Source organism: Streptomyces sp. NPDC001787, assembly GCF_040297465.1.
GTDB lineage: Bacteria > Actinomycetota > Actinomycetes > Streptomycetales > Streptomycetaceae > Streptomyces.
The window spans coordinates 31,487-44,665 of sequence record NZ_JBEOZE010000005.1; the positions used below are offsets into that span (position 1 = coordinate 31,487).

Annotated in this window: 12 protein-coding genes; 8 read left to right on the top strand and 4 right to left on the bottom strand. The window is 72.6% G+C overall.

Annotation, left to right across the window (positions count from 1 at the left end; genetic code table 11):
* The first annotated feature begins 43 nt into the window (after positions 1 to 43).
* The 5 genes from ABT170_RS08815 to ABT170_RS08835 are packed head-to-tail and all read left to right on the top strand — an operon-like array spanning position 44 to position 5,142.
* Positions 44 to 1,033, top strand: coding sequence for an ornithine carbamoyltransferase (locus ABT170_RS08815; protein ID WP_351865725.1), 990 nt, complete (start codon positions 44 to 46; stop codon positions 1,031 to 1,033).
* Positions 1,030 to 2,415, top strand: coding sequence for an MFS transporter (locus ABT170_RS08820; RefSeq protein ID WP_351865287.1), 1,386 nt, complete (start codon positions 1,030 to 1,032; stop codon positions 2,413 to 2,415). Before ABT170_RS08815 ends, ABT170_RS08820 begins: the two co-directional genes overlap by 4 nt.
* Positions 2,412 to 3,353, top strand: a complete 942-nt coding sequence (locus ABT170_RS08825; RefSeq protein WP_329942938.1) for a TauD/TfdA family dioxygenase — start codon at positions 2,412 to 2,414, stop codon at positions 3,351 to 3,353. Before ABT170_RS08820 ends, ABT170_RS08825 begins: the two co-directional genes overlap by 4 nt.
* 6 nt (positions 3,354 to 3,359) lie before the next feature.
* Positions 3,360 to 4,157: a 4'-phosphopantetheinyl transferase family protein gene (locus tag ABT170_RS08830; RefSeq protein ID WP_329942937.1), complete on the top strand. Its 798-nt coding sequence runs from the start codon at positions 3,360 to 3,362 to the stop codon at positions 4,155 to 4,157.
* A 16-nt stretch (positions 4,158 to 4,173) separates the two neighbouring features.
* Positions 4,174 to 5,142: a TauD/TfdA family dioxygenase gene (locus tag ABT170_RS08835; RefSeq protein ID WP_329942936.1), complete on the top strand. Its 969-nt coding sequence runs from the start codon at positions 4,174 to 4,176 to the stop codon at positions 5,140 to 5,142.
* Between the two features lie 93 nt (positions 5,143 to 5,235).
* Here ABT170_RS08835 and ABT170_RS08840 read toward each other — a convergent pair whose 3' ends face one another.
* The 3 genes from ABT170_RS08840 to ABT170_RS08850 form a co-directional block, all read right to left on the bottom strand.
* Positions 5,236 to 5,904 carry a class I SAM-dependent methyltransferase gene (locus ABT170_RS08840; RefSeq protein ID WP_351865291.1) on the bottom strand — a complete coding sequence of 223 codons (669 nt, stop codon included), beginning with the start codon at positions 5,902 to 5,904 and terminating at the stop codon, positions 5,236 to 5,238.
* Between the two features lie 95 nt (positions 5,905 to 5,999).
* Positions 6,000 to 8,495, bottom strand: a complete 2,496-nt coding sequence (locus ABT170_RS08845; RefSeq protein ID WP_329942934.1) for an FtsX-like permease family protein — start codon at positions 8,493 to 8,495, stop codon at positions 6,000 to 6,002.
* Positions 8,489 to 9,223, bottom strand: a complete 735-nt coding sequence (locus tag ABT170_RS08850) for an ABC transporter ATP-binding protein (RefSeq protein ID WP_266922575.1) — start codon at positions 9,221 to 9,223, stop codon at positions 8,489 to 8,491. Before ABT170_RS08850 ends, ABT170_RS08845 begins: the two co-directional genes overlap by 7 nt.
* Before the next feature lie 243 nt (positions 9,224 to 9,466).
* Between ABT170_RS08850 and ABT170_RS08855 the strand changes: the two genes are divergently transcribed.
* Complete coding sequence (locus ABT170_RS08855) at positions 9,467 to 10,231, top strand: thioesterase II family protein (protein ID WP_329942933.1); 765 nt, start codon at positions 9,467 to 9,469, stop codon at positions 10,229 to 10,231.
* On the opposite strand, the gene ABT170_RS08860 is transcribed toward ABT170_RS08855, so the two are convergent.
* Positions 10,177 to 10,869, bottom strand: a complete 693-nt coding sequence (locus ABT170_RS08860; protein ID WP_329942932.1) for a DedA family protein — start codon at positions 10,867 to 10,869, stop codon at positions 10,177 to 10,179. The two genes, ABT170_RS08855 and ABT170_RS08860, sit on opposite strands and share 55 nt — an antisense overlap.
* A 194-nt stretch (positions 10,870 to 11,063) precedes the next feature.
* Between ABT170_RS08860 and ABT170_RS08865 the strand changes: the two genes are divergently transcribed.
* Together ABT170_RS08865 and ABT170_RS08870 are read left to right on the top strand one after the other, a co-directional pair.
* The gene (locus ABT170_RS08865; RefSeq protein ID WP_329942931.1) at positions 11,064 to 12,350 is read left to right on the top strand and encodes a sensor histidine kinase; all 1,287 of its coding nucleotides are present in this window, start codon (positions 11,064 to 11,066) and stop codon (positions 12,348 to 12,350) included.
* Complete coding sequence (locus ABT170_RS08870; protein WP_329942930.1) at positions 12,350 to 12,994, top strand: response regulator transcription factor; 645 nt, start codon at positions 12,350 to 12,352, stop codon at positions 12,992 to 12,994. Before ABT170_RS08865 ends, ABT170_RS08870 begins: the two co-directional genes overlap by 1 nt.
* Positions 12,995 to 13,179 lie beyond the last annotated feature (185 nt).

Here is a 13,179-nt window from a genome sequence, read left to right on the forward strand (position 1 = left end):
GGCACACCCGACCCCGCGCCGGCAGACCGATCCGGAGGACACCGTGCAGGAATCGTCCGTACGCCACCTGATATCCATCAACGACCTCACCGACGAGGACCTGAACACCCTCGTCGAGGACGGCTGCGCGTTCGCCTCCGAGGGCGTCCGCGGCGAACGGCCGCTGGCCGACGAGGTGGTGGGCGTCTACTTCAGCAAGACGTCCACCCGGACCCGTACGGCGTTCTCCAGCGGAGCGCTGCGGCTGGGTGCCTCGCTGCTCACCTACGGGCCCGGCGACCTCCAGCTCAACACCGGGGAGACCAGCGAGGACACCGGGGCCGTGCTGTCCCGCATGCTCGATGTGCTGGTCGCCCGGACCGCGGGCGACCCGGCGGAGATGCGGGCCTGGGCCCGGCAGGACCGGATGTCCGTCATCAACGCGATGAGCGCCGACGAACACCCCACGCAGGCGCTCACCGACCTCACCACGCTGCGGATGACGTTCGGCGCCCTGACCGGGCTGCGCGTCCTGTACGTCGGCGAGGGCAACAACTCCGCCTCCGCCCTGGCCCTCGCGCTCACCCGCTTCGAGGGCACCGAGCTGGAGCTGCGCACCCCGCCCGGCTACGGGCTGGACCCGGCGATGCTCGCCCAGGCGGAGCGGAACGCCGCCGCCCGCGGCGCGAGCGTCCGCGAGCGCCACGACATGGCGGACCTGCCCGAGGGCTTCGACGCCATCTACACCACGCGCTGGCAGACCACGGGAACGGCGAAGGCCGATCCGGACTGGCGCAAGGTCTTCGCCCCCTTCCAGGTGACCGAGGACCTGTGGGAGACCAGCCCCAAGGCGGTCTTCCTGCACGACCTGCCCGCGCACCGGGGCGACGAGGTCACCGGAGCGGTGCTCGACGGGCCCCGGAGCATCGCCTTCGAACAGGCCGAGAACAAGATGCACAGCGCGATGGCGGTACTGAAGTGGTGCCGGGCGGGAGCCGCCGCGGCCGGCACGGGCACCTCCGCGGCCTCCACGGGCGCCGCGCGGCGCGGATGAGCATCACCGGCGAGGCGGCGCCGCCGGTGGCGGACGCGGCGGGAGACACCCCGGTCCCGCTGCGCCGCAACCGCGACTTCCTGCTGCTGTGGGGCGGCGCGGGGCTCACGCTCCTCGGTTCCCGCGCCTCCTCCGTGGCCTACCCGCTGCTGCTGCTCTGGTCGACCGGATCGGCGTCGGCGGCGGCCGTGGCGGGGTTCGCCGCGCAACTGCCGCAGCTGCTGATCCAGTTGCCGGCCGGCGCGCTGGTGGACCGCTGGGACCGCAAGCGGCTGATGGTCCTGTGCAGCGCGGGCTGCGCGCTGAGCGCGGCGAGCGTGGTCGCGGCGGTGGCCTGCGGGCGGGTGTGGCTGCCGCATCTGGCGGGCGCCGCGTTCGTCGAGGGCACCCTGATGGTCTGCTACCGGCTGGCCGAACGGGCCGGGGTGCGCCATGTGGTGCCGGCCTCGCAGCTGACGGCGGCACTCGCCGGGAACGAGGCGCGGGGGCGGGCCGCCGGACTCGTCGGGCAGCCCGCCGGAAGCGTGGCGTTCGCGGCGGTGCGGTGGTCGCCGTTCCTGCTCGCGGGGGTGGCGCACCTGCTCTCGCTGGCCGCCGTCCTGCTGATCAGGAAGCCGTTCCAGCGGAAGGCGGAGCCCGCCCGGCGGCGCAGGCTCGGCCCGGAGATCGCCGAAGGGGTGCGGTGGCTGTGGCAGCGCCGCTTCCTGCGGCGGATCACGCTGCTGATCTCCGGCAGCAATGTGGTCTTCCAGGCGCTCGCGCTGCTGCCCGCCTTCGTCCTGTACGAGGACGGTCTCTCGGCCGGGACGGTCGGTGTGATCGCCTCCATCAGCGGGGTCGGCGGGGCCTGCGGGGCGCTCGCCGGGGGCCGGGCCTCACGTCGGCTCGGGCTGCCCGTGCTGGTCTGCTCGGCTCTGGCCGCCTGGGCCGTCCTGGTCCCGGCCCTGGCCCTGACCAGGTCCCCCGTTCTGCTCGGCGCGCTGTTCGCCGGGATGAGCTTCGTCGGCGGCGTGGTCAATGTCGCCGGGGGGATCTACCAGGTCGAGATCACGCCCGACGCGCTCCAGGGGCGGGTCAACAGCGTGCTCCAGCTGTTCGGTTCGGGGGCCAACTCGCTGGGCGTCCTGGCCGGCGGGCTGCTCCTGGACGCCATGGGCGCGGCGGTCACGGCCGCGGTCCTCGGCGCGGTGATGGCCGTACTGGCGCTCACCGCCGCCCTGTCCAAGCTCTCCCGGCTCCACCGGCTCACTCATCACTCGTCCGACGCACCGTCCGAAGACCGAACCGACGCACGACCCGACGCACCGTCCGAAGACCGAACCGACGCACCGTCCGAAGACCGAACCGACGCACCGTCCGATGCACAAGGAGAAACCGCATGAACGCGTCCAACAGCTGGGTTCCACTCGTCATCACCCCCGAGAACTCCGGGGTGGAGGCGTCCAGCGCGGGTCTGTTCGAGGTGGTCAGTGACACCTCGGCCATCTCCGACCAGCTCGTCAAGGAGAAGGCCCTGATCTTCCGCGGCTTCGGGGTCACCGAGGACACGCTCGAAAAGATCATGAACGAGCTGCTGCCCAACCGGCTGGCCTATGTGCACGGCAACTCGCCCCGCACGAAGGTCGGCAAGAACGTCTACACCTCCACGGAGTACCCGCAGGAGTTCACCATCTCGATGCACAACGAGATGTCGTACGCCCACCAGTGGCCGGCCCGGCTGCTGTTCTTCTGCCAGAAGGCCGCCGAGACGGGCGGGGCGACCCCGGTCACCGACTCCGCGCTGTGGCTGGAGTCCCTGGACCCCGAGGTCCGCGAGGCGTTCCGGGGCGGGGTCTGCTACCAGCAGAACCTCCACGACGGCTACGGGCTCGGCAAGAGCTGGCAGGACACCTTCGAGACGAAGGACCGGGCCGAGGTCGAGACGTTCCTCGGCAACACCGGCGCCACCTGGGAGTGGAAGGCGGACGGCTCGCTGCGCGTCAGCCAGGTGCGCCCCTCCACCGCGATCCACCCGGTGACCGGCGCGGAGGTCTGGTTCAACCAGTCCGACCAGTGGCACCCGGCGGGCCTCGGTGACGACACCGCGGCGGCGCTGGCGGCGATCCTCCCGGCCGACGAACTGCCCCAGTCGGTGACGTTCGCCGACGGTTCACCGATCCCGGACGAGTACGTCATCCAGGTCCGCGACCGGGGCCTGGAGGCGGCCCGGAACTGCGACTGGCGCACCGGGGACCTGATGCTCATCGACAACATGCTCGTGTCGCACGGCCGCCGCCCGTTCACGGGTACGCGCCGCGTGCTCGTCGCGATGTCCGACTGAGCCCGGGTGAACACCACTGAGCGCGAGTACCGCGCACTGTGGGACAGCGGCGGCACGCACGTCTGGCAGGGCACCACTCCCGGTGCCCCGCCGGCCGCGGATCTGCGGCTGCTCTCGGCCGCCGAGCGCGCGGTGATGCGCCGCAGACCGCCCGCCGAGGGACTGCGGTACGCGGGCGCGCACATCGCCGTACGCCGGGTCCTGGCCCGGTACCTGGGGGTACCGCCGGCCGGGATCCGGTTCGGTACGAAGCCCTGTCCCTGGTGCGCGGACCCCGATCACGGCAGACCGGTCGTGATCGGGCCGCCCACCGCCCTCGACTTCAACCTCTCCCACGCGGGGCCGCACTGGGCCCTCGCGGTGACCACCTCGGGACAGGTCGGCGTCGATGTGGAGGACGGCAGGTCGGGAAGCCCGGCCGGAGCCGCCTCCCTGGTCATGTCCCCATCCGAACTGGCCCATCTGGACAGCCTGCCGGACGACGGCGCACGCCAGGCCGCCTTCCTGAGGTGCTGGACCCGCAAGGAGGCGGTAGTGAAGGCGATCGGTACCGGTATCACCGCGGACCTCAAGGCCCTGGAGGTCCGGCCCGAGCACCCCGGCCCCCTCGTCGTGCACGGCGGCGAGTCGTCGGGCGGCGACGACTGGCTGGTCCAGGACCTGCCCGGCGAACGGGGTCTGTTCGTGGCGCTCGCCCGGCCGGCCGGCTCCACCGGACCGGTCCTCCTGCGCGATCCGCACGCCCCGGACGCCGGGGCCCGGCACCCCGGCTCCCAATCCGTCCTCGAACCCTTCCGCTCCTGAAGGAGCTCTGCGCATCATGACGACATCGGCTTTCACCCTGCCCACCGGCACCGACCTGCCCGGATACCTGCCGCGCGTCTTCCTGGCCCCGGGCCCGGACACCGAGGTGAGCGCGTTCATCGCCCGCAACCGGCCCGAGCTGCGTGCCGCCCTCACCGAGCGGGGGGCCGTGCTGCTGCGCGGCTTCCGGGTCGAGGGGGTGGACGGCTTCAACGGTTCGGTGCACGCGCTGTCCGGGATGCCGCCCCTGACGTACGCGGAGCGCTCCTCGCCGCGCAGCACCATCAAGGGGCAGGTGTACACCTCGACCGACTATCCGGCGGACGAGGAGATCTTCCTGCACAACGAGAACTCCTACCAGGCCGTCTGGCCGCACACGCTGTACTTCTTCTGCATCGAGCCGGCGATCACCCTGGGCGCCACCCCGCTCGCGGACATCCGCAAGGTGTACGCGGCCATCGACCCGGACGTGCGGGAGGAGTTCACCCGGCGGCGCTGGCGGGTGGTGCGCAACTTCCACCAGGACTTCGGGGTCCCGTGGCAGCAGGCGTTCAACACCGAGAACCGGGACGCGGTCGCCGCGTACTGCCGCGACAAGGGCATCGGCGTGGAGTTCACCGAGGGCGGGATGCGGACCACCGCGATCCGCGACGCGGTGCACGCCCACCCGGTGACGGGCGAGCCGGTGTGGTTCAACCACATCACGTTCTTCCACGTCAGCACGCTGGGCGCGGATGTGCGCGAGGGCCTGGAGGAGATCTTCGCGCCCGAGGACCTGCCGACCAACTCGTACTACGGGGACGGGGCGCCGATCCCGGACGACGTGGTGGCGCATCTGCGCCAGTGCTACCGGGAGGCCAGTACCCGGTTCGACTGGGAGCGCCACGACATCCTGGTCGTCGACAACATGCTCGCCGCGCACGCCCGGGAGCCGTTCACCGGCCCGCGCAGGATCGCGGTGGCGATGGCCGAGCCGTCCGCCTGACGCACCCCCGGCACCACCGAGTCCGCCGCCGCACCTGTGAGGTGCGGCGGCGGACTCGGTTCCGGGGCCCGGGGCCGGCGCGGGCCGCGGGGTTCAGCCGTCGGCCGGCCCGTCCGGCGTCGCGCAGACGCAGTCCGCGCGGCCGTGCCCGGACAGCCGGCGCATCGGCTCCAGGTCGCGCGGGCGCCTGCTGTGGTAGACGAAGGCCGGCGGCAGGTTGCCCCACACGGTGCGGCCCGCCACGACCTCCTCGAAGTTCACGCCGAGCATGCGGCGGAACCGCCTGGCCGGCGCGAGCCGCATCGCGTGGACATAGCCGAACGTGGTGAACGCCCCGTCGACCGGCAGCACCTCACGCACCGCGCACAGCGTCTCGTGCTGCGTCCGTTCCGGCAGGGAGGCCCAGGGCAGACCGCTGATGACGACGTCCGCCGCCCCGTGCCCGCACGCGGCGAGCAGCCGGGGCAGTTCGGCGGCCTCGGCGGTGAGCACCTCGACCCGCGGGAAGCGTCTGCGCAGGGAACCGGCCAGCCGGGGGTTGATCTCCACGGCCACATGGTGGCCGCGGCCACCCAGCAGCTCCTGGATCATTCCGGTGAACGCGCCCGTTCCCGGGCCGAGTTCGACGACCACGGGGTCACCGGCCTCGGGTACGGGCGCCGTCACCGCCGCAGCGAGCCTGCGCGAGCTCGGCGCCACCGCGCCGACCTGCATGGGGGACCGCAGAAACTCATGGAGCATCACCCCGGTGTCGCTCGTCAACGTGCTCTGCCTCTCAGGATCGTTGATGATGTCCGCTCACGGCCCCGGGGCCCGGACGGCCCCGGGGCCGCCGCGGGCCCTTCCGTCGGCCCGGACTACTCGCGCATTCCGGCCAGTTCGACCGGCCGGGTGCGCAGGGCGAAGGAGGCGGGCAGGACGGCGGAGACGGTGGCGAGGACGGCGCTGGCCGCGACGACCGCGCCGACGGTTCCCCAGGGCACGACGACCGCCGACCACACGTCCAGCAGTCCCAGCGCGCCCCACACCCCGAGCAGGTTCAGCGCGGCCACCGCGCCGCCGATCACGGCTCCCACCGCGACCACCACCAGCGCCTCCACCGCGACCAGGCGCAGGACCTGCGCCTTGGTGGCGCCGGAGAGACGGAGCACCGCGAGGTCGCGGACCCGGTCGGAGGTGGCCATCACCAGGGTGTTGGCGAGGGCGATGCCCGTGTAGACGAGGGCGATGCCCAGGATCATCAGCAGGCCGAGCCGGGTGTTCTCGCTGGAGCGCGGGTAGTGCTTCTCCACCCACTCGCCCCTGGTCAGCACCTCGGTGCCGGTGGCCGCGCCCGCCTCGCGCAGGGCGGCGGCGACGGCGGCGCGGTCGGCGCCGTCCTTCACCTTGACGTCGATCCGGTCGATCCCGGCGCCGGCGGCGTTGCGCGGGGTCAGATAGACCCCGTTGCTGCCGGTGCCCGTGCCGAGGACGGCGGCGACCTTGAGCGAGACCTTGCGGCCGTCGCCGAGCCAGACGGACACCGTCCGCCCCACGGTCGTGGTCAGCCACTCCTCGTTGACGACGATGCTCCCGTCGTCGAGGTCGGTGAGCCGGCCCGCCACCACGGGCAGGTCGGAGACGGCGGCGAGCTCGGCCGGAGTGACCGCCTTCGCCTCGGACCTGACCAGGGCCGTGCCCTCTTCGAGGACCGTCACCCCGGTGGAGCGCGAGGCGCTGACGGTGGCCCCGTCGATGGCACGGGCGCGTTCGACGAACCGGGCGGACAGGGCCCGGCCCTCGTCGCCCGAGGCGATCACGAAGTCGGCGACCGTGTGGTTGCGCGCCTCGGTGGCCTTGGCCTCGTTGATGGTGGCCGTCGTCCCCATGAGGGAGGCGGCGAGGGCGACGGTGATGATGACGGGGGCGGCCACGGCGGCGGTCCTGCGCACCCCGGCGGCAGCGTTCTCCCTGGCCAGTACGCCGGTGGCGCCGGGCAGCTGGGCGGGGAGCCAGGTCAGCAGCCGGGTCAGCGGCCGGACCAGGACCGGTGCGAACAGGGCGAACCCGACGATCAGCAGCATCGGCTGGGTGATGTAGGTCTTGCGCTTGAGTACGTCCCCGGGGTCGGAGACCAGCGCCATGCCCAGCAGCCCGAGTCCGGTGAGCAGCACGAGCACGGCCATCAGCCAGCGGCTCAGCGGCATCGCCCGGCTGTCGACGGCCGATTCGCGCAGCGCCTCGGTGGGGCCGACCTTCCCGGCCCGGTAGGAGGAGACCAGCACTCCGGCCATGGCCACGAACAGCCCGGTCCAGAAGGCGGTGTGCAGCGGCCAGGTCTGGTCGCCGATGGCGAACCAGTGGGGCGCGATCTCCACGTCCACCATCCAGGCGGCGAGGCGCGGCGCTCCGGCGGCGCCCAGCCAGCAGCCGGCGGCCGAGGCCAGGATGCCGATGACGACGGCTTCCGCGTACACCATCCGCCGTACCTGGTTGGGGGTGGCGCCCGCCGTGCGCAGCAGGCCGAACTCGCGCCTGCGCTGGGCCACGGCGAAGGAGAACGTGGAGGCGACGACGAAGACGGAGACGAATCCGGTGATGGCGGCGGCGGTGCCCAGCAGCGCGTTGACGGAGACCATCGCCTCGTCGTCGCGGTCCGGGTCGGGGTCGGCGCGACGCCGGTCGTCGCCGGTGAGGACGACCATGCCGGTCCCCTCCCCGGCCAGCGCCCGCACCCGCTCCGCGTCCGCGTGCACCACCACGGCGTCGATGGCCGGGGAGATCCTGGCGGCCTCCGCGTCGGTGAAGAACACGGCGGTCTCGAAGCCCGCGGTCGCCACGGTGCCGACGACGGTCCTGGTCCGGGTGCCGGCCGAGGTGGCGACCTCGATCCGGTCCCCCGTGCGTACACCGGCGCCGGGCCCGGCCGTGACGACGACCTCGCCGGGCGCTGAGGGGGCGCGTCCGCCGGAGATCCGGTACGGGGTGGAGCCCGCGACCGACCAGGGGTGGCCGACCGTTCCCTCGCCGTCGCCGTCGAGGTCCGCGTCCCGGACGGTGACCGGGAAGGTCCGGTCCTCGACCGTGCGGCCGAGACCGGCCAGCCGGGCGGCGAGTTCCTCGGGCACCGGGCGGGGGTTGTCCAGCGGCTGGGTCCGGACGCCGATCGGGGTGTCGACCCGCAGCCGGTCGGAGGCCTGGACGACGACGGGGGCCTTCGCGAACCGCTCGGGACCGCGGTCCGGGGCGCTGAAGGTGGCCGCGAGGGCGAGCCCGGTGGTCGCGATCAGCCCGACGCCCAGGGCCAGGGCGATGAAGGAGCCGACGAAGGTGACCCAGCGGGTCTTCATGCCCTGCAGTGCGAGGCTCAGCACGGGACCGCCGCCAGCTTCGTCATGCGCGCGGCGACCTGCTCGGCGGACGGCGCGTACAGCTCGTCCTGCACCCGGCCGTCGGCCAGGAACAGCACCCGGTCCGCGTAGGAGGCGGCGACCGGGTCGTGCGTCACCATGATCACGGTCTGGCCGCGGTCCACCATCGAGCGGAGCATGGACAGCACCTCCCGGCTGGTGGTGGAGTCCAGGGCGCCGGTCGGCTCGTCCCCGAACAGCACCTCGGGGCGGGTCACCAGGGCGCGGGCCAGGGCCACCCGCTGCTGCTGGCCGCCGGACATCTCGCTGGGCCGGTGCCCGGCGCGCTCGCGCAGGCCCACCTGCTCCAGCACGTCCAGTACCTGGGCCCGCTTGGGGCGGCGCCCGGCGAGCCGCAGCGGGAGCGCCACGTTCTGTTCGGCGGTCAGCGAGGGGAGCAGGTTGAAGGCCTGGAAGACGAACCCGATGCGCTTGCGCCGCAGCAGCGTCAGCTTCGTCTCGCTGAGCCGGGTGAGGTCCGTGTCGCCCAGGAACACCTGGCCGCTGGTGGGCCGGTCCAGCCCCGCGGTGCACTGGAGCAGAGTCGACTTGCCGGAGCCCGACGGGCCCATGATGGCGGTGAAGGTGCCCTGGGGAATGTCCAGGCTGACCCGGTCCAGCGCGGTGACCGCGCTGGCGTCCTTGCCGTAGGACCGGGTGACCGAACTGAGCCGGACGGCTGCTTGATTCATGGTGTCCACTCAATAGGGCCCGCGCTTCCGAGACATCGGAGCGGAGCGGAATCTTGGTGGTGGAGATAGCTCCACCCTCCTGTGCACGATGGCTGCACCCGTGCCGAAAAGGCAGGGAACCGGAAGGCAGGAACCTGCCCGGACAGGACCCTGCACGCGCGAGGATGTCCGTCGGCCACATGAAGGCCGGATCATGACGTGCACGAGGGCGGGCCGGACGGGCCCGGAGAGGTGGAAATTCGCGTGACGGTCATCGACGCCGAAAAAGGGAACCCCTGGTTCCGGACATATCGACGAGCGGGGAGGGTCAGGGCCCGGCTGGTCTGCTTCCCGCACGCCGGCGGCACAGCGACTCTCTTCCACCACTGGCCGGGGCGCATCCCCGGCGATGTGGAACTGCTCGCCACCCAGTACCCGGCCCGCCAGGAACGGTTCGACGAGCCCTGCATCGAGGACATGACCGAGCTGGCCGACCGGATCACCGACGCGCTGGAGCCGGTGGTCACCCGTGAACCGCGGCTGCCGCTCTTCCTGTTCGGGCACAGCCTGGGCTCCGCCGTCGCCTACGAGGTGGCGCGCCGCCTGGAGGACCGGCACGGCATCGCCCCCGCCCGCGTCATCGTGTCGGGGCGCGGCGCGCCCCACACCGAGCGCGGCGGCGGCACCCTGCACACCCTGGACGACGACCGGCTCATCGCCTCGGCCCGGCGCCTGGGCCACATGGCCTCGGCGGTGTACGACGACCCCGACCTCCGGCCGCTGCTGATGCCGTCCCTGCGGGGCGACTACCGGCTGATCGAGTCCTACCGGCCCACGGACACGACCCCGCTGCGGTCACCGGTCACCGCGGTGGGCGGCGACCGCGACCCGGGCTGCGACGTGGCCGAACTGGCCTCCTGGGAGGCGCTCACCACGGCCGGCTTCGAGAGCCGGGTCTTCCCCGGCGACCACTTCTACTTGGTGCCGGCGGAGGCGGAACTGCTGGCGTTCATCAGCGGACGCCTCTGAACCTGAGCCCCGGAGCCGTCCGTACCGGCCCCCCGCGCCGCACCGCGCCGCAGCGATACGAGCGCGGGGAGCGAGGTGGTGACGAGCAGCAGCACCGAGGCACCCGCCAGCACACCGGAGCCGCCCCACTCCTGCCACGAACTGCCCGCCAGCAGCCCCAGCACCACACACGCCGGGGCCCACAGCAGGCTGCCCACGACCGACCAGAGCAGATACCGCCGCCAGGGCACCCGTACGGTGCCGCTCATCACCGGGACCATCGTGCGCAGCGCCACGTTGAACCGCCCGAGCAGCACCGCGCGCCCGCTGTAGGTGCTGACCGCGCTCAACGCGGCCCGGTACTTGCGCGACTGCGTGACCCGGTCGGGCAGCCCTGCGGCGATCCTGGCCCCCCACACCCGTCCGACGAGATGACCGAGCACATTGCCCGCCACCGCGCCGAGCACCGCGACCGTGAGCGCGCCCGCCAGCGGAAGCGTGCCGTGGTGCGCGAGCACCCCGCTCACCACCAGAGCGGTCTGGGAAGGAAGCAGCATGCCCAACACCGGCAGCACCGGCTCCATCGTGGGCAGCAGGAACACGATGACCAGCGTCAGCCAGACAGGCACAGCGGACAACTGGGTCTGGAGCCAGTCCATGGGGGTCCCCTCGATGTGGCGCGGCCCCGAAACGCGGGGCGGGAGCAGTCGGCTGCCCACTGCCTCAAGGAGACCCGGCCGACCGGGTCCGGCACATTGCAACTGGGAGGACACTTGCGGGGGAGACAGTGCCCACCCCGAGGGTGGAGCCAGCTGGGTGGTCCGCGGGCACGAGGTCTCATAGCGTGCCCCCCATGCACTCCCCCAGCCTCTGGCAGGCACTCCAGCAGCGCCGCTACGTCCTCAGCAGTTGGCCGTGGCGCTCGGCGCTCTATCTGCTGACCAGCGTGCCGCTCGGTATCGCCACGCTGGCCACGCTGCTTCTGCTGGCCATCGCGGGCAGCGTGCTCACGGTGGTCCTGATCGGCGTGCCCCTGCTCCTGACGCTCGTCCTCACCGGCATCCCGCTGGCCGCCCTGGAGCGCCGCAGGCTCCGGCTCCTGGACCGCGATCCGATCCCCGGCCCGCACCGCGAACCGCAGAGCACCGGGCTGTACTCCTGGCTGCGTACGCGGCTCCAGGAGCGGGCCACCTGGCGGGAGCTGGGCTACGCGCTGCTGTTCGCCTGTCTGCTGTGGCCCCTTGAGGGCCTCGCCGTCGGCACGGTCCTCACCGTCTGCGGCGGGCTGATCGCCACACCCGTGATGATGGCCGCGGGGGGCGACGAGGAGGCCCGCGTACTCAAGCTCTGGATCGCCGACTCCTACCCGGAGGCCTTCGCCGCCCTGCTCGCCGGGGTGCTGCTCCTTCCGCTGCTCGCCTATCCGCTGGGGGTGCTGGCCGCCGGCCGCGCCGTACTGACCAGGCAGCTGCTCTCCATCCCGGAGTCGGGGCTCGACTCCCGCATCCAGGAGCTGGGCCGCTCCCGGATGCGCCTGGTGGACGCCTTCGAGGCGGAACGCCGCCGGATCGAACGGGATCTGCACGACGGGGCGCAGCAGCGGCTCGTCGCGCTGTCCATGACGCTGGGCCTGGCCAGGCTGGAGAACCCCGCCGAACCTCTCGGCAGCCTGCTCACCAAGGCGCACGAGGAGGCGGGGGTCGCGCTGGTGGAGATCCGGGAGCTGATCCGGGGAATCCATCCCCAGGTCCTCACCGACCGGGGCCTGGAGGCCGCGGTGGAGGACATCGCCGACCGTTCCGCGGTCCCGGTGGACGTGAGCTTCGATCTGCCCGGCCGGATGCTCGAAGCCATCGAGACCGCCGTCTACTTCGCGATCTGCGAAGCACTGGCGAACGTGGCGAAACACAGCCGCGCGACCCGGGCGAAGGTGACCGGACGGGCGGAGAAGGGCCGGCTCACCGTGGAGGTCGAGGACAACGGGATCGGCGGTGCCGACACGGTCGACGGCACGGGCCTCCAGGGTGTCGCCGATCGCATCTCGGTGCTCGGCGGTCACCTGCTAGTGTCCAGTCCGCCCGGGGGTCCTACCGTGTTCCGCCTTCAAGTCCCCTGCTCACCCGCCCGATCGAGGACTTGATGTTGCGCATCGTATTGGCCGAGGACAGCGTGCTCCTTCGCGAGGGCCTGGTCGGCCTGCTGGAGCGGTTCGGCCATCAGGTGGTCGCCGGAGCGGGCACCGCCGAGGAGCTGACGGCGGCGGTCCTCGAACACGGCCCGGACATCGTGGTGACGGACGTGCGGATGCCGCCCGGCTTCTCCGACGAGGGCCTGCGGGCCGCGGTCGAGCTGCGCAGGCAGCGGCCGGGACTGCCCGTCCTGGTGCTCAGCCAGTATGTGCAGCGCACCTACGCCGAGGATCTGCTCGACTCGTCGGACGGGACGGGCGTCGGCTATCTGCTGAAGGAACGCATCGGCAACGTCGAGGAGTTCATCGACGCCCTGCACCGCGTGGCCGAGGGCGCCACGGTGGTCGACCCGGAGGTCGTCAGGCAGCTGATCCGGCACCGCCGCGACCCCATGTCACGGCTGACGGCCCGTGAGCAGGAGGTGCTGGCGCTGATGGCCGAGGGCAAGTCCAACGCCTCCATCGCGGCGGCCCTGACGGTCAGCGAAGGCACCGTCAGCAAGCACTTCGGCTCGATCCTCACCAAGCTCGACCTCAGCCTCTCCGACTCCACGAACCGCCGGGTACTCGCGGTCCTGGCCTATCTGCGCGGCTGATCCCGCGGGGGCCCGCCCGCCGGGACCGGGACCCACGGGCGGTGCCCGCACCGCCCTCATCACCCTTGCCGCATACGGGAGTTGCCCACCCTGAACCGGCTGAGCACAGCCGGGACGCGGCGGGCAGCCGCCTGACCCCGGGCCGCCGTGCGCCTCGCCGCACCACCGGGCCCCGAAGCCTGCCG